We start from the raw sequence: 18,965 nt of genomic DNA on the forward strand, positions 1-18,965 counted from the left end.
ATCATTTAGTTTATGATTGGATCTTGTGACCCTGACACAGTTCTATAATCTCATCATTTAGTTTATGATTGACGCTCCCCATATTCGTAGGAAATGGAATACCCGACAAAAACGCCAAACAGCACATACAAGCAGATGGAGGTGACAATGGTATTTGTACCAAGCCGACCGAGCGGATCGATTTTTAGAAAAGCCGGTCCCAGCCAGCAAAAAACAACCGCCCACAGCGCGACTCCGAAAACAATACCTCCCCATATTGACCGAACTTTTTTGAACAGAACATAATATAAAAATGCAGTAAGTATAGAAATGATGCCTATGAAGGCAGCTCCCGCAAAATGCCCAGCGACTCCGTTCTTCCATTTATCAAAGGCAAATAACATGAGAGCTCGATTTGGCCCGATTTTCGTAAAGTTCAACACATACGCTAAATATCCTATCAAACTCCATAATACTCCGCCAGTAAAACCAATGACAACAATTTTCAGAAAAAAGGATCGGAATGGTTCTTTTTTCTTTTCCTTACCAGTAGAATTCTTTTTTTCGCTGTTAAGCATCCGTCCACCTCCCTTTTTTAATATGTCCACTTTTCTTTTCTTGATGAATTTTTCATGAAAAGTTTATTTTTTGTATAAAAAAATTTATTTCATTCATACTAAATAATGATAAAGTTTTTCACGCCGCCCTATTGGAAAAAAGACACATCCAACCTAGAGGTTTCATCTAATTTTTTGTAGAATAGTAATAAATAAAACTTTTCAATAGCTTTTTTATTATATAGATAGGCAGGTTGGTGCGTCATGAAAAACGAAAAGACTATGTATGGCGGGCAAGCGGTAATTGAAGGAGTTATGTTTGGAGGGAAGCATCATTTCGTCACAGCGATCAGGAGAAAAGACAATTCAATTGATTTTTTTCAATTGCCGCGAAAAAAACATCCTATATTATCCCGCTTCAAAAAAATTCCTTTTATTCGCGGAATTGCCGCCATTATTGAAGCAAGCGCAAACGGCTCCAAGCATTTAAGCTATTCTTCAGATCGATACGATGTTGATCCAGCCGATGATGAAAAATTATTGTCAGAAGAAAAAAAAGAGTCGAAGCTTTCACTCATTTTAGGAGCTGCTGCTGTCGGAGTGCTGTCATTTTTGCTTGGCAAATTTATCTTTACTTTAATTCCAGTGTTTATCGCAGAATGGTTCAGGCCGATCATCTCATCGGATGTGGGGCAAATTTTGCTCGAAGGCTTTTTTAAGCTTTTGCTGTTGCTTGCTTATATTTATTTCATCTCGATGACTCCTTTAGTAAAGCGTGTTTTTCAATACCATGGGGCTGAGCATAAAGTGATTAACGCCTATGAAAACGGGCTCGCTTTAACTGTTGAAAATGTACAAAAACAATCAAGACTTCATTATCGATGCGGTTCCAGTTTCATTTTGTTTACGGTTATTGTTGGAGTATTTGTGTATCTGCTCGTTCCGACAGACCCGCTTTGGCTTCGCGTTGTTGACCGAATCGCTCTTATACCGGTTGTTCTCGGCATTTCATTTGAAGTATTGCAGTTTACAAATAAGCTGCGGCATAAGCCTGTTTTAAAATATCTTGGTTATCCAGGACTATGGCTTCAGCTGCTGACGACAAAAGAACCTACAGACGATCAAGTGGAAGTAGCGATTGCAAGCTTTCAAAAGCTGCTTTTATTGGAAGAAGAGACGGAAAAAATGGAGCGTATTGGTTGATTTGATAAACGAGAGCTTTTCTTTTTCTTGAAAACGACTGATGGAGGTGGCCTTTAGATGAACCGTTTTCCCGTCCATCCCGTATTTGCCGTTATCGCTACTTTAGGAGGTTTAGGGTTTATTTATATGCTCTTTTTCAATCCAATGACTTTTTTCAAATTGTTTATTTGGGCGGTTGTCATCGGGATCATCATCCTCATTTATCGCTTAGTGATGAAAAAACGTACAAATAATGAGTATTCACAGTTTTTAAAAGCTGCGAAAAGATCGAAAAAAAGATTTAAAGATAAAAAGATACATTATGCTCAAAAGCACGTACTCCACAAAAAAAACAAAACGGCTATCTCTGCTAAAAGGCGGAGAGAAAACAATCATTTGACAGTCATCGAAGGTAAAAAAGGAAAAAAGAAAAATAGAGCTCTTTTCTAATAGGACCATTTTTTTAAAAAGGTTTCCGTTTTTTCTTTGCCGAGCTGAATTAATTCCTGTTTCTTCTCATTCGTAATTTTAAATTCCGTCGTTAAAATATTTTCAACCGGAATAAAAACGATGCTGCGTTCATGCCTTGTGGCAATATGCCTTGCATCGTGCGCTTCCTTCATCGTTTCAAATAACGCGTGAAACATTGATAAAGCGTTTTTAATTTCATTTTTTGGCCTTTCCTCTATATGCGCGCTAAGCTGAAAACCGAGGATCGGTCTTTTTTTTATTTTTCCATCAAAAAGCCAAATCGGGAAATTGCTGAGCACTCCTCCATCGACAACAATACTGACGCCATCCTTCGTCCATAGTTTGACAGGTTCAAAAAAATACGGGAGGCATGAGCTCATTCTGACTGCCTTTGCAACAGAAAATCTATTAGGATTGATTCCATATTTGCTTAAATCGTCTGGCAATACAACAATTTTTCCGTTCGTAAGGTCGGAGGCAATCACACGAAGCTTTCCTTTCGGCAAATCTGCAAATGTTGAAACTCCTTTTGCTTTTAATTTTTCTTCCATCCATTCTTCTAAAAATTGTCCTTTGTATAGTCCCATCCGCCAATAAACACTGATCCATTTCATGAGCATAAATGACATAATTCCTTTTCTTTTATCTAAAAATTTTCGCAGCTCTAAGCTGTCCATCAAAGAAAGGATTTCATCACTTTTGTAGCCGGCTGCAATGAGAGCGGCAATGATCGAACCGGCGCTCGTGCCAGCAACCCTAACAAATTCAAATCCTTTTTCCTCCAAGGCCTTGTATGCTCCAATAAAAGCGAAGCCTTTGATCCCTCCACCAGAAAAAACACCGTCAATTTTCAAAGCATTCCCTCCTTACTATTCCGTTACTACATTTTAAGAAGGGAAAACGATGTTTAGAAGTTTGTTTTCAATCGAGTAGGAGGGGGAGATTAACCCCATAGCCATCAAGTTAAGAATTTGATCTTTTTTCAGCGCCAAAAACATGGTATCCTTTCTAACGAAAATCATCGTTGGAAAGGATTATTTTTTGATGGCAAAAAAGATGAAGGCATGGATAAAAACGATTCGTCAACTCTTCTCCTCTGAAGAACTGACCCGTCTGGCACGGAAAGTCGGATTCATTCAGCGGCAGCGTTCATTAACAGCGGAAGCCTTTCTGACGCTATGTGCTTGGGGAGACGGATCGCTCGCCTGTCAGTCGCTTCAGCGGTTGTGTGCCGATTTGGCGCTCTGGCATGATTGCTCTCTCTCGAATGAAGGACTGAATCAGCGGTTTACGCCTCGTGCCGTGGCGTTTTTAAAAGAGGTCTTTTTTACTCTCCTGATGCATCAACGTCCGGCACTCTCTTCCATCACCGAGACGTATCGCGCTTGTTTCACCCGTCTGCGGATCTTAGACTCTACCAGTTTTTTACTTCCGGCCGACTATGGTGAGGACTATCAAGGTTCGGTTTCATCTGGCGCCAAAATCCAATTTGAGTATGAGCTGTTATCGGGAACCTGTCTTCAGCTGTGCGTCCAACAGGCCAATGATTCCGATGCCCGTTTTGCTTATCATACCCAGCACACGATTTTACCGAATGACCTTTGCATTCGGGATCTGGGGTTTTTTTCACTCGCCACGCTGGCGGAGATCGATGCTCGAGGTGCTTATTATATTACCCGGTTGCGTTCCGATATCAAAGTCTATATCAAACAGGACGGGGAGTGGCACGAATGGGATTGGGAATCGATAGGAAATCGATTGGGCGAGGGGGAAGCCGTGGAAGTGGAACACGTGTATATCGGACACCAACGCCTGTATGTTCCGCGTCTGATTTTTCGCCGTCTCACGGCGGAAGAATGGGAAAAACGGCTGACGTATGTGCGGAAAAAGGAAAAAAAGAAAGGGAAGGCGCTGTCACGCCAAACCCTTGAACAAAAGAAATATCACATCTTACTGACCAATTTACCACAAGAATCGTTTGATGCGCAACAAGTTTATGAGCTGTATTCGCTGCGCTGGCAAGTGGAGCTGTTATTTAAGGGCTGGAAATCCTTATTTGATCTTGACCGTGTCAAAAAGATGAAGAAGGAACGATTCGAATGCCACTTATATGGGACATTGATTGCCATTTTAGTCACGCAGACTCTTCTGTTCCAAGCCCGAAGGTATTGGCATCAACGGGAGGGAATCGAGATCAGTGAATGGAAAGCGCTTAATATCCTCCAATCGTATTGGCATCGGTTTCTTTTGCATCCCCAAGCGATGGAAACCGCCCTTCCATCTCTCCTATCTCTGTTAAGGAAACACGCGAGGAAAGACCGAAGGAAAGGAGAGGAAACGGTATCGGATCTTTTAAAGAAATTGGGGATATGGTAGTGTGGGTCATGGATATAAATGCCAAATAACCCTCTTCTTGAGGGTTATTTGGCATGCCCAGCATTTGGTTTTCTCTTCATCCTTTGATTGATTTTTCGAACATGCGTATCATCCTAAAAAATTTTATACCGCTAACTTGACGGGTATGGAGATTAACCCCCGTCCTCTCACACCACCGTACGTACGGTTCCGTATACGGCGGTTCAATTAAGATAATTGACGCAAGTCTTTATAACTTCCGTGAATAGCTGTTCTCTTTATGCCAGTGGTCACTCCACCCTCCAAGAGATCTCCCACGGGATTCACCGCTTCCTCCCTCAAGTGAGGTACTACGTTTTCTGTGTTCATCATGACTCACTGAATGCCAAGGGCTATTCTCTCTTAATTGTTCGGTCCTTCTTAGTTGTTCTAGACCAACTAATACTATGACCTCTGCTGACTTCTGACTGTTCAGCTATCTATCACTAGATAGGTTACCAAGGTTACTTGGCGTGCCAGCCAGACCTCCCCGGGTAAGAGTGTAATCTTTCCTTCCATCCATCTGCTTCATTTACTCTGTATCACCTTCGGCAGAAAGGGCTTTGTTTTGTCTTGCAAACTCACCCAGTGATACCTAGCCTCATATGAAGTTCGTGTTCCGAGAGACCTTAAAGTTTGCCGCTCGCTTCCTTCAGATTCCGCGTCACCACGGACACCCTTGCGTTAAGCTAACTGCTACTTCTGCCTTCGCAGCTCGGGACTTTCACCCTATAGATTACACCCATGCCGGGCGCACAAGAATAAAGCAGCAGAACAAGTCTGCCGCTTTATTATAATCCACATTTCAATTGGGCACCGCATTTTGTACAAGTATTGCAGCCACCGATTTCTTGAACCTTTCCTTCCCGGCAAACAGGACATGTATTGCCGACTTCGTTGCCATATGTGACATCAGTTGAGCGCAAATCTTGAACAGTGTTCATTAACACAACTTTGCCTTCATTTTCTTTCGTCGATTCCGGAATGTCGTCATTCAATACATTTTCTTCCGCTTTTAATGTCAGGACTTGGGTATCACGGCTTCCGTCTACATAAACAGTTCCGCCTTTTGCTCCGCCCTTCCATAGGCGCTCATATACTTTTTGCACTTGATCAACTGTATAGCCTTTCGGCGCATTTACTGTTTTGGAAAGGCTTGAATCGACCCATCGTTGAATGATGCATTGCACATCAGCATGAGCTTCAGGCGACAAGTCCATCGCTGACACAAACCAATGCGGTAAATGATTCGGGTCAGCTTCCGGATGTTCATTTAAATATTCTTGAACGATATCCGCTTTTACTTCAATAAATTTGCCAAGACGCCCACTTCGGTAGTATGAGAAGGAGAAATATGGCTCAAGACCTGTAGAAACGCCAACCATAGTGCCAGTTGATCCTGTCGGTGCTACCGTCAGCAAATGCGAGTTGCGAATACCATATTTTAAAATGTTTTCGCGAATATCTTCCGGCATTTTTTTCATATATCCTGTATTAATGAAGGCTTGTCTTAATTTTTGCGTCTCTTCTTCCGTTTCGCCGACTAGGAACGGGAAGCTGCCTTTTTCTTTTGCCAGTTCTATTGATGCCCGGTATGCGGTCGTTGCAATTACCTTAAACACTTCATCAACAAGCTTGTTGCCGTCCTCTGCTCCATATTCTTTTTCGCAGTAGATAAGCAAGTCCGCCAAACCCATAACGCCTAAGCCGATGCGCCGTTCACCCAGCGCTTGCTTTTTGTTTTCTTCGAGAAAATAAGGCGTAGCATCAATGACATTATCTTGCATTCTGACGCCGATTTCCACAGTTCGTTTGAGCTTTTCATAGTCAACAGCTTTCTTTTCCTTGTCGACCATCTTCGCCAAGTTTACTGCTGCTAAGTTGCAGACGGAATATGGTGCAAGCGGCTGTTCACCGCACGGATTTGTTGCAACAACCTTTTGTCCATATGCTCTTGCGTTCGTCATATCATTGGCATTGTCAATGAAGAAAATACCTGGCTCCGCTGAATAGGTTGCACAAATGTTAATCAGCTTCCAAAGCTCTCTTGCGCGAATTTTGCGGTACACGCGCACGCGATGCCCCATTTTCTCCCACTCGCGCACATCGCCAACTTTATGCCATTCTTCATTGTAAATCTTCATTTCTTCATCATTGTAGCTTTCCACATCTGGAAAGCGAAGCTCATACTCCCGATCTTCTTCCACTGCTTCCATAAACTCTTTCGTCAAGCAGACAGAAATGTTAGCGCCTGTTAAAAATTCCGGATTATGAACAGTATATGTTCCTCCAACTCGAAGCTTTAATTCCGCCTCTCTAATAACAGCGTCTGAAAAGCCTCCTTTGCCCGGAACATTTTTAAAGTTGACAATTCCTTGATACATGTCGCGCTCTTGCTGTGTAAGAGGAACAAATTTGAGCTTGTCTTCAGCCGCCTTCTTAATTCCTTCATCATTTGTATTTTCAATTAAGTAGCGCAAAATGCGCGGGTTTTGCATTTTGGAAACGATAAATTCAATGATGTCAGGATGCCAGTCGGCCAGCATAATCATTTGGGCTCCTCGCCGTGAGCCACCTTGTTCCACAAGATGGGTTAATTTTGCAATGTCATCCAGCCACGACACAGATCCTGATGATTTGCCGTTTACACCTCGGGCTAATGTGTTTCTTGGTCTCAATGTTGAACCGTTCGTGCCGACACCGCCTCCGCGGCTCATAATTTCCATTACTTGTTTGCGGTGTTCAGAGATCCCTTCACGGGAATCTTTTACAAAGGGCATGACATAGCAGTTAAAATACGTCACTTCGGTCCCTGCTCCAGCGCCGTAAAGAACCCGGCCAGCCGGAATAAAATGCAGATTGACGAGCTCTTGATAAAATTTTTCAAACCATTCTTTTCTTTTTTCTTCTGTTTTTTCAACAGCAGCAAGACCTGTTGCATTTCTTTTGGCAATTTGTTCATAAAAAATTTCAAGCGGTTTTTCGATGACATCTAAAGAACGAACGATGATTCCCGTCTCCCGTTCTTCAGGCTTTTCAAGAGTATGACGAAACTCTTCTTCGACCTGAACCTTTGCCTTTTTATTTTCCCAATCAATTTCTTTAATGTAGCCTAGCCCTCTTGCAGGAAATTTTGGATCTTCCTTGATCGTCAGCACTACAAAATCGCCTTCAGATAGCGTAATTTTTTCAGTGTCTTTAAATGAATACCTGTCCAGCATTACAAGGCGCGAAACACCTTTGTGCGTGATTTTCATATCTTCCGTAATCGGATGCACCTGCGGGAAAAGGCTGATATCTTTATTCAGCTTCTCCACATCAATTTTCATTTTCTCATTCAGCGCCACTGTCATATTCACAACTCCCTTAAAAATATCGTACTTGATATACGTTACCACATTTAGATGATATTATCAACGAAAAAATAACAATATATTGTGCTAAAGAACATTTGTTTGCTCTATATATTGTATGATATACGCTGCATTATGAAAATGTCAAATGTAAAACTAACCAAAAAAAGAAGCAAGGAAAAGAAAATTAATGATCTTAGAATCATTCCGGCGGTATTTGAAGAAATTTGTCAGTTGCAGTTTTTGAAAACACATCGGCACCTTGATTTACAAGCAACGATCCATTTCATTTTGATCATACAAAAAACGGCATGTTCGCCGCTTCATCTTCTAAAATTCCATTCTTCTGTTTCATATTTCTCTTTAGCCAGTTTTTTCACATACTCTTCTTGTTCGCTAGACAATTGGTACGGTCTCAACTCAATATCAAGCCCGTATTCAAACCCTTTTTTAAAGGCGCTCCATGCCTCTTCCATTGTGACTGGAGTTTCTCTAAGGTCGTTGATCGCCACCGCTTTATTTTTAAAGTTTTTCTCTAATCTTTCCCTGACCCGCTCATTAGGATATTTAAACAAGTCGAACAGCAGCTTTTCATCTAAATCTAGCAATATCGAGCCGTGCTGCAGGATAACGCCTTTCTGGCGAGTTTGGGCACTCCCGGCAACTTTTCTTCCTTCAACTACCAGCTCATACCAAGACGGAGCATCAAAGCATACAGATGACCGCGGATTTTTCAAATGCTGTTTTTCTTCATCCGTTCTTGGAATTGCAAAATGAGCGTCTAAGCCTAACAAGCGAAATCCATGTAAAATTCCTTCCGAAATTACACGATAAGCCTCTGTCACGGTTTTGGGCATTCGCGGATGATCTTCGGATACGATGACACTATATGTAATCTCCTTGTCATGCAGCACGCCCCTTCCGCCTGTTGGTCTTCGTACAAAGCCAAGGCCGTGCCGTCTTACAGCATCCATATCAATTTCTTTTTCAACCTTTTGAAAATAGCCGATGGATAATGTCGGCGGATTCCATCCGTAAAAACGAATCGTCGGAGCGATTTTTCCTTCACTGTGCCAGTCCAATAAAGCTTCATCAAGAGCCATATTGTAAAAAGGAGATGAAAAGCCAGAATCAATATAATTCCATATTTCTTTTCCCATATCGCAACCCTCTTTATTTTATATTTGCTTTTTTAGTCTATCAAATGAAGAGGATATTGTTAAATAAAACGCCCGAAAAGAAATGACATTTCCATTCTTGTTTTATATAATAAATGTTGTCCAACATTCGTATGTATGTTCACATGAACTTCAAACAAATAAATTCAAACAAATAAAAAGGAGTCGAACAAGCGTGGAATGGTCATTGCTCATTCTTGCAGCTATTATCATTTATTTTTTGGCCACATTTTTATATCAAAAAAAGATTATGAAAGGATTAACGGAGGAAGAATTTAAAGCCGGCTATCGGAAAGCGCAGCTCATCGATGTGCGGGAGCCGAATGAATTTGAAGGTGGCCACATTTTAGGAGCAAGAAATATTCCCCTTTCCCAATTGAGACAGCGCTATAAAGAAATCCGCCCAGACAAACCGGTTTATTTATATTGCCAGTCAAGTGCAAGAAGCGGGCGAGCCGCACAAATGCTGAAGAAAAAAGGCTATCAGGAGCTCTATTATTTAAAGGGCGGCTTTAAAAAGTGGACTGGAAAAATTAAAAAAGGGAAATAAAATCAAGTATAAAAGATAAGGATTCGCAAAACGCGAATCCTTACTTTTTTTCATATTTTAATATCGGATTTCTTGCTGCGAGTGTTTCATCGAGTCTTTTGACGACTGTTGTATGAGGAGCTTCTTGAACGATTTCCGGTTCTTCCTCCGCTTCTTTAGCAATTTGAATCATCGCTTCGATAAAAGCATCCAATGTTTCCTTTGATTCCGTTTCAGTCGGTTCAATCATCATGCATTCTTCAACATTGAGCGGAAAATAAATTGTCGGCGGATGATACCCGAAATCGAGAAGCCTTTTTGCAATATCAAGCGCACGGACACCGAGCTTCTTTTGCCGTTTCGCAGATAAGACAAATTCGTGTTTACAAATGCGGTCATACGGCATTTCGTAATAAGGCGCTAATTTTTTCAGCATATAATTCGCATTTAATACCGCATTTTCAGAGACCGCCTTTAAACCGTCCGGACCCATGGAGCGGATGTATGTGTATGCCCGCACATTGATTCCAAAATTTCCATAAAACGATTTTACTCGTCCGATCGATTGCGGCCTGTCTTCGTCGAAACGAAATCCATTTTCATCCTTGACGAGCACAGGCTTCGGCAAAAAAGGAATTAACTCTTTTTTCACACCGACAGGTCCTGAACCGGGACCCCCTCCCCCGTGGGGGCCTGTAAACGTTTTATGAAGATTTAAATGAACGACATCAAAGCCCATATCCCCTGGTCTCGCTTTGCCTAAAATTGCATTTAAATTCGCTCCGTCATAATACAATTTTCCTCCAACTGAATGAACAATCTCCGCCATCTCTACAATATGCTCTTCAAACAAACCGAGCGTATTGGGGTTTGTTAACATAAGAGCAGCTGTATTTTCTCCAACCACTCTCTTTAAGTCGTCTAAGTCGACAAGTCCGTTTTGATCAGATCGCACCGTGACAGTTTCAAAACCGGCAACGGTCGCTGAAGCAGGATTTGTTCCATGGGCTGAATCAGGTACAATCACTTGTGTTCGATGTTTTTCTCCATTTGCCTCATGGTAGGCGCGAATCATCATGAGCCCCGTCCACTCTCCGTGCGCCCCTGCAGACGGCTGCAATGTAACAGCATCCATACCTGTAATTTCTTTTAAATGTTCTGATAAATCATACATTAATTCCATTGCTCCTTGAACCGTCGCTTCATCCTGTAATGGATGAATATAAGAAAAGCCAGTTAATCTTGCCACATTTTCATTTATTTTCGGATTATATTTCATTGTACAGGAACCAAGCGGATAAAAACCGGAATCCACACCGTGGTTCCGCTTCGACAAAGCAGTATAATGGCGCATAATGTCAAGTTCTGATACTTCCGGCAGCTCGGCATCTTCTGTCCGCAAATAGTCACTAGGAATCAGCTGATCAATATTTTCCTCCGGTATGTCTAAATCAGGCAAGCTGTATCCGATCCGTCCCGGTTTGGATATTTCAAAAATTAACGGTTGATCCTTCATTGCCATCCCTCCAACTCGTTCACAAATAAATCGATTTCTTCTTTCGAACGAAGCTCTGTTACCGCTACAAGCATATGTTTTTCAAGTTCCGGATACGTTCTGCCAAGGTCGTAGCCGCCGATGATTCCCTTTTCGAGCAGCTTTTTATTGGCCAAAGAAACTGGTTTGGACAGCTTCACGACAAACTCATTAAACATTGGACCTTGAAACGGAATGGAAAAACCTTTCTTCTCAAACATCTTTTTCGCATAGTTTGCTTTTTGGATATTTTGATAAGCCATTTCTTTTACACCTGTTTTTCCAAGAGCAGTCATGGCAACAGAAGAGGCAAGAGCATTTAACGCTTGGTTGGAGCAAATGTTTGATGTAGCTTTATCCCTTCTGATATGCTGCTCCCTTGCCTGCAGAGTGAGAACAAAGCCTCGTTTCCCCTCTTCATCTACTGTTTGACCGACGAGTCGCCCAGGAATTTTTCTCATCAGCTCTTTTTTTACGGCGAAATATCCACAAGTTGGACCGCCAAAAGACATTGGAATTCCAAACGGTTGAACATCGCCTACTACGATATCCGCACCAAATGAACCAGGCGGTGAAAGCACACCTAAAGCAAGAGGATTGCTTGAAACGATCAATAAGCTTTTCTCGGAATGGGAGATCTCTTCGATTTGGTGAAGCGGTTCAAGTTGACCGAAAAAATTTGGATGCTGTACAATGACTGATGCTACTTCGGCGTTCATCATTTCTTTTAATGCCTCTACATCGGTCACTCCGTTTCGGTAAGGGATTTCCACTACCTCAACGTTTTGTCCTTTTGCATAAGTTTTTAGCACATCTCTCGTTTCAGGATGCACCGTTTGCGAAACGAGCACCTTTTTCTTTTTTGTTTGACCTGCAGCTAATAATGCAGCTTCTGCTAAAGCTGTCCCTCCGTCGTACATCGACGAGTTGGCGACATCCATTCCTGTCAATTCACAAATCATTGTTTGAAATTCGAATATTGCTTGGAGCTCGCCTTGAGAAATTTCTGGCTGGTATGGCGTATAAGCCGTATAAAACTCTGATCGAGAAATGACATGATCGACAATTGCCGGAATATAATGGTCATACACTCCAGCTCCCAAAAAGGAAACGTTTGTTTTTACATCCTTATTTTTGGCAGCAAGTTGAGATAGCTCGCGAAACAGCTCGGTTTCCGGTTTCTGAGCCTTTATATTGTATTTTCCTTTAAACCGTACACTTTCTGGAATGTCGGCAAACAGGTCATCGATCGATTCGACTCCGATCGCCTCCAACATCTCTTTTCGATCAGTTTCTGTCATCGGTAAATAGCGATGCTTCATCGAAAGCTTCTCCTTTCTTTATTTTCCATTTTTTGTTGGTCGTTTATAAAATGGAGTTGGTACTACTCTTGCTTTTAATCGTTTTGACCGAACTTCCACCTCGATTTCATTCCCGATCTCCGAAAATTCTTTCTTGACGAGAGCGATCCCGATGCTTTTATTCAAAGTAGGAGAGTGCGTCCCTGATGTAACAACTCCAATTTGTTGATTTCCAGAAAACAATTTATAACCTGAACGGGGAATGCCTTTTTCGATCATTTCCAAGCCGACCGCCAGCCTCGATACCCCTTGTTCTTTTTGTATTTGCAATACATCTTTTCCGATAAAATTCTCTTTTTTCGTAAGCTTCACTGCAAATCCGACTCCTGCTTCTATCGGAGTAATGTCTTCCGAAAGATCTTGACCGTACAACGGCAAAGCTGCTTCCAGCCGCAACGTATCACGAGCGCCCAATCCGCATGGAACAACTTTTTCTTTATCTCCTGCTTGCAAAATCTTCTCCCATAAATAAACGGCGTCCTCACTTTGGCAATAGATTTCAAAGCCGTCTTCCCCGGTATAACCAGTTCGGGCAATGAGCGCTTTTTTACCTGCGATCTCAGCACTTTCAATAAATTCAAAAAATTTCAACTCAGATAAGTATACGTCTGTTAAAGTTTGCAGCACCTTTTCCGCTTTCTGGCCTTGCAATGCAAGGAGAGCACAGCTTTCAGAAATATTTTGCAATTCAACATCTCCGTGTTTTTGAGACATGAGCCATTGAAAATCTTTTTGAATATTCGCTGCATTGACTACTAAAAGATATTTTTCCTCGTTTAGCCGATAAACGATTAAATCGTCTACACAGCCTCCATCTTCATAACACATAATTGTGTATTGAGCCTTTCCATCCCGAAGCTTTGAAACATCATTAGTTAATACCTTTTGCAAAAACTGAAGACTGTCTTTCCCTTTTACAATGATTTCTCCCATATGAGAAACATCAAATAGACCTGCATTGGTGCGGACAGCGTAATGCTCCTCTTTAATGGAAGTAAATTGCACAGGCAATTCCCATCCTCCAAAATTGATCATCTTTGCTCGATATTGTTTATACACTTCAAAAAGAGGAGTGCGTTTTAATTCATTCATCATTTCCCCTCCTGATCTATTTTTTGCATTTAGTTTCTCTCAAAATTTTTCAGCTTAAAAAGCAGAAAAAAGGACAGAAAACGGCCTAGTATCGTCTTGTCTATTCCGATCGACAAGATTTTGCTACACCGTCTCTGTCCTTGCACCTGAAAGTTTACCTTAAAAAGGCTTTCCCCTTTGGTGGTTTGCACAATATGCAAACACTCTCCAGAGCTGCGTCAAACAAGAGTCTTTTTGCCTGAGAGATTCACATATGCTTGCTCCTTCGGCGCCTCACAAAGGAGGTCTCTCCCCTTGCTCTCATCCGCACATATTTTCTTGTAAATTGTGAAAAAATAACAAATGACATATTCGACAAAAAGGAAAAAGATGAGTAGAAAACAAAAGAAAAAGACTTCAAACGTATTTTAATGGTATCATCTTTAAACGGTTTCAGCAATACCTTTCCCAAATAATTTTAAAAAATCATTGTTAATTGTTCGTGTTTATAAAAATTTATAATCAAAAAACGGGACGGTTTTTGAATTAGCGATAAAAAAAATGAACATTTCACTTTGAATATAAAAATAAAGGATAGGGTGTGGGCAATGAATATAAACATCCGCTATAAAACAACATGGGAAGAAGAATTTTTGCAAAGATTAAAGGAAGACGGTCCGTGGGCAAACTGGGAATTATACAAATTAGCTTATGAAGTTACGAATTATTTGACCATTCCATCATTTGAAGGTTTAGTAGCTCCTTTGCATCTTGATCATGTAACCCCTCTTCCCCACCAATTGGAGGTCGCACAAACAGTAGTAGAAAAATTAAACGGAAAAGCAATATTAGCTGATGAAGTCGGTCTCGGCAAAACAATTGAAGCCGGATTAATATTAAAAGAATATATGATTCGCGGACTTGTCAAAAAAGTGCTCATCTTAGTTCCAGCTTCACTCGTCTCCCAATGGGTGAGGGAATTAAATGAAAAATTTTACATTCCTGCCGTTGAGCAAAAGAAAAGCTATGTTTGGGAGCAATGCGATGTTGTCGTATCTTCCCTTGATACAGCAAAAAAAAGCCCCCATAAAGAAATTATTCACGGATTGGATTATGACATGGTCATCATTGATGAAGCGCATAAATTAAAAAATAACAAAACAAAAAACTATGAGTTTGTTCAAAATTTAAAGAAAAAATTTTGTTTATTATTGACGGCAACGCCTATTCAAAATCGCATTGAAGAAATTTTCAACCTTGTTTCTCTTTTAAAACCTGGACATCTCGGCAATGAACAGCTCTTTCACGATATGTTTAAGAAAAAAGGACGGAATATTCGTGACGATGAGCATTTACGAGAACTTGTCAATAAAGTTATGATACGAAACCGCCGCATTGATACAGGAATTGAATGGTCAAAAAGACATGTGGAAACGATTTGGATTCAATTTTCGAAAGCTGAAAAGGCTTTATATGATGCCATCAGCCAAATTCGGTCGTCATTCTCTATTCCGACAAGCAGTTTCTCCATTTTAACGCTTCAGCGTGAAGCATGTTCGAGCAGAGAAGCAGTGTACATAACATTAAAAAAAATGCTTGATAAAAAGGATGAAGCTCCACAATTGCCTGAAAAGATCATTCGCAATCTAATGGGCTATATCGATCAAGTAACAAAAAATTCGAAAGCAGAAAAAACGGTCGAACTCATTCAAAACATTAACGATAAAGTGATTATTTTTACCGAATACCGGGCAACACAATTATATTTACAATGGTTTTTAAAACAGCACGGCATAACATCTGTTCCGTTCCGCGGCGGATTTAAACGCGGCAAAAAGGATTGGATGAAGGATTTATTTAAAAATAGAGCGCAAGTACTGATCGCGACAGAGGCAGGAGGGGAAGGGATAAATTTGCAGTTTTGCAATCATATTATTAATTATGATCTGCCTTGGAACCCGATGCGTTTGGAGCAGCGAATCGGGCGCATCCACCGTCTCGGACAAGAACGGGATGTGTTCATTTATAACATGGCGACAAAAAATACAGTAGAGGAGCATATCTTAAAGCTATTATATGAAAAAATAAATCTGTTTGAACGTGTTATTGGGGAATTGGACAGTATTTTAGCAAAACTTGACCTCCGCAATATTCATGAACATATAGAAGATATTATGATTCAGTCGAGTTCGGAAGGAGAAATGAAAATTAAAATGGAAAATTTAGCGGCTATTCTCAACTTTGGTGAACAATTACAACAGGCCGAGAATAACTGATTTCTTTATTTTCATAGCTGCTTGCAAAATTTTTAAATAGGAGGCGGAATGATGCAGCAGGCTCAAATTTCCACATTTTTAAAACGCTTTTTTCAGGCGACCAATTGTCCAATTATTGAAGAAAAAAACGGATATTTTACCGTTCAATTAACTGTTGAAATGGATAAAGAATTAATGAACCGGCCTTTTTACTGGCATTATTTAGAAAAAACCGGCGGAACTCCAAATCCGATGAAACTTACTTTCATCACGGATTCAAAGGAGGCTCCGGAAGATGTAAAAGGTGAATGGATTCATTTCGGATCGCCGAGACTGCACCAAATTTTTGCGGCAACGAAGAAAATGTCTTCTTATATTCGGTTATATGAACAGACAGCAGCTTCCAAAGCAAACGTGCCGCTGCACCCTTGGATTGGGATGAATGTAACGATTTCGTATATTTGTGACAAAAAGAAGGATCAAACTTATTCATTAGGACTGCATTTAATCAACGGAAGGATTGTTGAAAATTTTCAGGAGCAGCTAGAAAAAATTCATTTGACACCGAAAATTCCTGATTTTTGTTTTACCATTACGCCATTAATTACACCGAAAAGCGGATTAACTCGATTGAAGCATTACGTGACAAAAAAAATTGAAGAAGATGACCATCGGTGGGCGGAAGAAGCGAGAGAACGAATGAATGCCGATTTAGCATTGTTGGAGCATTTTTATGAAGATCTAGATGAAAAACCTTCTGTTTATTGGACAGAAAAGAAGGCGATTCAAGAGCTGTATGAACCGCGCATTGAAATAGAAGTCCACAATGGAGGAATTTTTTATTTATCATCGGATTCTTTGATTCATTAAAATAAAATCAAGACGCAGAAAATACGCTCGAAATTGAATGATCTCATCACTTTTCAATAAAAAAGGAGCTGATGAACGGCTCCTTTTCCTTTATTTCTTTTTCTTGATCAAAATTAAAAACGCCATCGGCAAAAATCCAAACCATCTCATTGATAATGGAAGACGATCTTTTTTCCGTTCCTCACGCCTTTGTTTCCTTGTTTCTTTTGGGGTGTCGATAAACTTTACAAACTGTTCGGTTACATATTTCACATAATCATTACCAGACATAAGCGGGCACCTCGAAATAAAATTTTTTTATATTATTTCCTAAACTCTGTTCATTTAAACAGACATTCTGGCAAATAAACGATTGGTTGAAGCTTTGATAAGGCGCTGAACGATGAAAGCTATGAATATTCATTCCAGCTCATAATCTGTTGATTGTTCAAATCATAATGAAAGTTTGCCGTATACTCCGTTCCTTTTAACGTCTTGCATGTAATGGAAATATTGACGATTCCGTTTTCTTTTTTCGTTCGTTTATACGAAATGGTTCCATTTGGGAGTTCAAGTATTTCCTGGGTATCAGAATAGTCAGCTTTTTTCAGCGAATATTGAACACCGGCAAGCATTAACGTTTCCTGCAAATAAAACTCTTTCGCATCATGCCGAAATCTTTGCTCTTGTATATATGAGGAAGCATATGCGGTAAGAATCATTATGCAAAGCAGAAATATGCCGATCGTCATTGGGAAAATATGACCATCTTCATTTTTCAATCAGGAATCACTCCTTTCACATCGCGAATGGTTCCTTCAAACCGCTTACCTTCTAAGCTTGTGATTTCAATTTTCACACCATGTATTATTGGAATAAAATGAGCGGCTTGAACACCGCGCAGCACAATAACATGTCCTTTTCCGTCAACTTGATAGCGCAGCAAATCATTATATTGACTGAGTGTGACTACTTCTCCTTTTTGATTTTTATATTGTAAAACATTTTGCTTCACCATTATTTGTTGAGACGTTTTGATTTCACGATGAAGCTCAATTAGAAATAAATTCCACTCGCTTGGATGTAAATCTTGCTGTCTCGTATTCAATTTGAGAAAAAATGAGAGCATGGGTGCAAAGGAAGAGATGATAATGGTTGTCGCTAGAAAGGCTATCAGCATGTTTGCAGCCGTATATCCTTTATTATTCATAAATGTAGCCGCAAACCTTTTGTTCTGCATTTTCATCCGAAAGAACACATAATTCAGCAAATTGCCCCTCCTTTCCCCACACCAGTTCAAACATCATCCCTTGCCGCTCAACTTGGCCATTTGTTTTTTTCTTTTCAAATACAAAACGTTCAAGTTCTTCTTTGAGCAGTTGATAAGCCAGCACAGATGCTGTTGCTTCTTTTTGCTGTTTCAATAAGGCTGTTGACACAGGGACCAGCGTCAGCGAAAGCAAACACCATATGGAAAATGCTATTAATATTTCTGTGATCGTATATCCGCTATAATTTTTCCACACGGAACCTTCCTCTCCCTAAATTAAAAATGATTTTGTACGTTTTTTTATCATAAGAAATGAAGATTGTTCCAGCTTGATAAAAATAGCCGGAAGGAGAGTACTCGATTGGAAATTTTATGTTTCCTGATTCGACTTTTATGTTTTGATCGTATGCTCTTTCAAACAGTTCCCCTTTAAAGCCGGATCGTTCAGCTTCGTAGTAATGTTTGTCAGGATACCAAAACAAATAAATTTTTTCTTTATTAACGAATGCGTGCTGTTGTACATATAGCAAATCTTTTTCCAGTTGAACGAAAAATTGATCGATGACTTTTTCTCTGTAAATATTTACTGCTCCAATCCATATAAAAGAGCTGATCAATAAAAAGATCGAAAGAACAAGAAGCATCTCCAGAACAGTAAAACCACTTTGCCTAGTTGCTCTTAATGACGTTTCCATTTGCATCAATTTCAATCTCATCACCATTTGGACATTTTCCAGAATTATTCGGCAAGTACCCTTTCGTGATTAAATCATTAATTGTTGGTGTTTGATGAAACTCCATTTCATATGCGACGACTTGCCCCTGCACCATATCAATTAAACCTTCGCACCCTTTATTTTGAATATTTTTATTATGTGCCATAACATTCGGAATCGTTATAATAAGCAAAATCGAGATCACTAACAGTACAACCAGCATTTCCACCAATGTAAATCCATGCTCATTTTTCACTATTTTCATC

General features: G+C 40.2%; 19 protein-coding genes and 1 riboswitch. Of the genes, 6 read left to right on the forward strand and 13 right to left on the reverse strand.

The window, feature by feature from the left end; all coding sequences use genetic code 11:
- Positions 1 to 62: 62 nt before the first annotated feature.
- Positions 63 to 557 (reverse strand): YqhR family membrane protein, encoded by a 495-nt coding sequence (locus tag NSQ44_RS12500; RefSeq protein WP_094246195.1) that lies wholly within the window; start codon positions 555 to 557, stop codon positions 63 to 65.
- Between the two features lie 243 nt (positions 558 to 800).
- Here NSQ44_RS12500 and NSQ44_RS12505 point away from each other — a divergent pair, with 243 nt between their 5' ends.
- Both NSQ44_RS12505 and NSQ44_RS12510 read left to right on the forward strand, forming a co-directional pair.
- Positions 801 to 1,739: a DUF1385 domain-containing protein gene (locus tag NSQ44_RS12505; protein ID WP_066247604.1), complete on the forward strand. Its 939-nt coding sequence runs from the start codon at positions 801 to 803 to the stop codon at positions 1,737 to 1,739.
- A 57-nt stretch (positions 1,740 to 1,796) separates the two neighbouring features.
- Positions 1,797 to 2,168, forward strand: coding sequence for an SA1362 family protein (locus NSQ44_RS12510; protein ID WP_340857187.1), 372 nt, complete (start codon positions 1,797 to 1,799; stop codon positions 2,166 to 2,168).
- On the opposite strand, the gene NSQ44_RS12515 is transcribed toward NSQ44_RS12510, so the two are convergent.
- A complete protein-coding gene (locus NSQ44_RS12515; RefSeq protein WP_094246197.1) occupies positions 2,165 to 3,043 on the reverse strand; it encodes a patatin-like phospholipase family protein in 879 nt (292 codons plus the stop codon). The genes NSQ44_RS12510 and NSQ44_RS12515 overlap by 4 nt on opposite strands.
- Before the next feature lie 190 nt (positions 3,044 to 3,233).
- Between NSQ44_RS12515 and NSQ44_RS12520 the strand changes: the two genes are divergently transcribed.
- Positions 3,234 to 4,565: an IS4 family transposase gene (locus tag NSQ44_RS12520; protein ID WP_044899035.1), complete on the forward strand. Its 1,332-nt coding sequence runs from the start codon at positions 3,234 to 3,236 to the stop codon at positions 4,563 to 4,565.
- 809 nt (positions 4,566 to 5,374) lie between these two features.
- Here NSQ44_RS12520 and NSQ44_RS12525 read toward each other — a convergent pair.
- Positions 5,375 to 7,936 (reverse strand): vitamin B12-dependent ribonucleotide reductase, encoded by a 2,562-nt coding sequence (locus tag NSQ44_RS12525; RefSeq protein WP_063388108.1) that lies wholly within the window; start codon positions 7,934 to 7,936, stop codon positions 5,375 to 5,377.
- A 323-nt stretch (positions 7,937 to 8,259) separates the two neighbouring features.
- Positions 8,260 to 9,096 (reverse strand): lipoate--protein ligase family protein, encoded by an 837-nt coding sequence (locus tag NSQ44_RS12530; RefSeq protein WP_340857188.1) that lies wholly within the window; start codon positions 9,094 to 9,096, stop codon positions 8,260 to 8,262.
- Between the two features lie 193 nt (positions 9,097 to 9,289).
- On the opposite strand from NSQ44_RS12530, the gene NSQ44_RS12535 reads away from it, so the two are divergent.
- A complete protein-coding gene (locus NSQ44_RS12535) occupies positions 9,290 to 9,664 on the forward strand; it encodes a rhodanese-like domain-containing protein (protein WP_063388106.1) in 375 nt (124 codons plus the stop codon).
- Positions 9,665 to 9,704: 40 nt separating this feature from the next.
- Here the strand turns inward: NSQ44_RS12535 and gcvPB are convergent, their stop codons facing one another.
- Genes gcvPB through gcvT form a run of 3 tightly spaced genes read right to left on the reverse strand, consistent with a single transcriptional unit; the run spans position 9,705 to position 13,633 of the window.
- The gene (gene gcvPB / locus NSQ44_RS12540) at positions 9,705 to 11,165 is read right to left on the reverse strand and encodes an aminomethyl-transferring glycine dehydrogenase subunit GcvPB (protein WP_340857189.1); all 1,461 of its coding nucleotides are present in this window, start codon (positions 11,163 to 11,165) and stop codon (positions 9,705 to 9,707) included.
- Complete coding sequence (gene gcvPA / locus NSQ44_RS12545; protein ID WP_340857190.1) at positions 11,156 to 12,499, reverse strand: aminomethyl-transferring glycine dehydrogenase subunit GcvPA; 1,344 nt, start codon at positions 12,497 to 12,499, stop codon at positions 11,156 to 11,158. The genes gcvPB and gcvPA overlap by 10 nt, the downstream gene beginning before the upstream one ends.
- Positions 12,500 to 12,517: 18 nt before the next feature.
- Entirely contained in the window at positions 12,518 to 13,633 is a 1,116-nt protein-coding gene (gene gcvT, locus NSQ44_RS12550) for a glycine cleavage system aminomethyltransferase GcvT (protein WP_340857191.1), read from the reverse strand.
- A 213-nt stretch (positions 13,634 to 13,846) separates the two neighbouring features.
- Positions 13,847 to 13,934: riboswitch (glycine riboswitch) on the reverse strand.
- Between the two features lie 283 nt (positions 13,935 to 14,217).
- Here gcvT and NSQ44_RS12555 point away from each other — a divergent pair.
- A complete protein-coding gene (locus NSQ44_RS12555; protein WP_340857192.1) occupies positions 14,218 to 15,885 on the forward strand; it encodes a DEAD/DEAH box helicase in 1,668 nt (555 codons plus the stop codon).
- 51 nt (positions 15,886 to 15,936) lie between these two features.
- Positions 15,937 to 16,734 (forward strand): YqhG family protein, encoded by a 798-nt coding sequence (locus NSQ44_RS12560; RefSeq protein WP_340857193.1) that lies wholly within the window; start codon positions 15,937 to 15,939, stop codon positions 16,732 to 16,734.
- A 90-nt stretch (positions 16,735 to 16,824) separates the two neighbouring features.
- Here NSQ44_RS12560 and NSQ44_RS12565 read toward each other — a convergent pair whose 3' ends face one another.
- From NSQ44_RS12565 to comGC, 6 genes are all read right to left on the reverse strand, one after another.
- On the reverse strand, positions 16,825 to 17,004 hold the full coding sequence (locus tag NSQ44_RS12565) for a YqzE family protein (RefSeq protein WP_130156369.1): 180 nt from the start codon (positions 17,002 to 17,004) through the stop codon (positions 16,825 to 16,827).
- Between the two features lie 119 nt (positions 17,005 to 17,123).
- Positions 17,124 to 17,495, reverse strand: coding sequence for a competence type IV pilus minor pilin ComGG (gene comGG / locus NSQ44_RS12570; RefSeq protein WP_340857194.1), 372 nt, complete (start codon positions 17,493 to 17,495; stop codon positions 17,124 to 17,126).
- The gene (gene comGF, locus NSQ44_RS12575) at positions 17,492 to 17,983 is read right to left on the reverse strand and encodes a competence type IV pilus minor pilin ComGF (protein ID WP_340857195.1); all 492 of its coding nucleotides are present in this window, start codon (positions 17,981 to 17,983) and stop codon (positions 17,492 to 17,494) included. The genes comGG and comGF overlap by 4 nt, the downstream gene beginning before the upstream one ends.
- Positions 17,916 to 18,239, reverse strand: a complete 324-nt coding sequence (locus tag NSQ44_RS12580) for a type II secretion system protein (RefSeq protein ID WP_340857196.1) — start codon at positions 18,237 to 18,239, stop codon at positions 17,916 to 17,918. The genes comGF and NSQ44_RS12580 overlap by 68 nt, the downstream gene beginning before the upstream one ends.
- Positions 18,223 to 18,684 (reverse strand): competence type IV pilus minor pilin ComGD, encoded by a 462-nt coding sequence (gene comGD, locus NSQ44_RS12585; protein ID WP_158640149.1) that lies wholly within the window; start codon positions 18,682 to 18,684, stop codon positions 18,223 to 18,225. The genes NSQ44_RS12580 and comGD overlap by 17 nt, the downstream gene beginning before the upstream one ends.
- A complete protein-coding gene (comGC, locus tag NSQ44_RS12590; protein ID WP_063388095.1) occupies positions 18,653 to 18,964 on the reverse strand; it encodes a competence type IV pilus major pilin ComGC in 312 nt (103 codons plus the stop codon). Before comGC ends, comGD begins: the two co-directional genes overlap by 32 nt.
- Position 18,965: the final 1 nt, after the last annotated feature.

Source organism: Aeribacillus sp. FSL M8-0254 (assembly GCF_038008845.1).
Classification (GTDB): Bacteria; Bacillota; Bacilli; order Bacillales; family Aeribacillaceae; genus Aeribacillus; species Aeribacillus composti.

Excerpts from the sequence above, each read along its gene's own strand:
- NSQ44_RS12505 (WP_066247604.1), top strand. The coding sequence starts at position 801 with ATGAAAAACGAAAAGACTATGTATGGCGGGCAAGCGGTAATTGAAGGA.
- gcvPB (WP_340857189.1), bottom strand. The coding sequence starts at position 11,165 with ATGGCAATGAAGGATCAACCGTTAATTTTTGAAATATCCAAACCGGGA.
- comGC (WP_063388095.1), bottom strand. The coding sequence starts at position 18,964 with ATGAAAATAGTGAAAAATGAGCATGGATTTACATTGGTGGAAATGCTG.
- NSQ44_RS12555 (WP_340857192.1), top strand. The coding sequence starts at position 14,218 with ATGAATATAAACATCCGCTATAAAACAACATGGGAAGAAGAATTTTTG.
- NSQ44_RS12510 (WP_340857187.1), top strand. The coding sequence starts at position 1,797 with ATGAACCGTTTTCCCGTCCATCCCGTATTTGCCGTTATCGCTACTTTA.
- NSQ44_RS12565 (WP_130156369.1), bottom strand. The coding sequence starts at position 17,004 with ATGTCTGGTAATGATTATGTGAAATATGTAACCGAACAGTTTGTAAAG.
- gcvT (WP_340857191.1), bottom strand. The coding sequence starts at position 13,633 with ATGATGAATGAATTAAAACGCACTCCTCTTTTTGAAGTGTATAAACAA.
- comGD (WP_158640149.1), bottom strand. The coding sequence starts at position 18,684 with ATGCAAATGGAAACGTCATTAAGAGCAACTAGGCAAAGTGGTTTTACT.
- NSQ44_RS12500 (WP_094246195.1), bottom strand. The coding sequence starts at position 557 with ATGCTTAACAGCGAAAAAAAGAATTCTACTGGTAAGGAAAAGAAAAAA.
- NSQ44_RS12560 (WP_340857193.1), top strand. The coding sequence starts at position 15,937 with ATGCAGCAGGCTCAAATTTCCACATTTTTAAAACGCTTTTTTCAGGCG.
- NSQ44_RS12520 (WP_044899035.1), top strand. The coding sequence starts at position 3,234 with ATGGCAAAAAAGATGAAGGCATGGATAAAAACGATTCGTCAACTCTTC.
- gcvPA (WP_340857190.1), bottom strand. The coding sequence starts at position 12,499 with ATGAAGCATCGCTATTTACCGATGACAGAAACTGATCGAAAAGAGATG.
- NSQ44_RS12525 (WP_063388108.1), bottom strand. The coding sequence starts at position 7,936 with ATGACAGTGGCGCTGAATGAGAAAATGAAAATTGATGTGGAGAAGCTG.
- NSQ44_RS12530 (WP_340857188.1), bottom strand. The coding sequence starts at position 9,096 with ATGGGAAAAGAAATATGGAATTATATTGATTCTGGCTTTTCATCTCCT.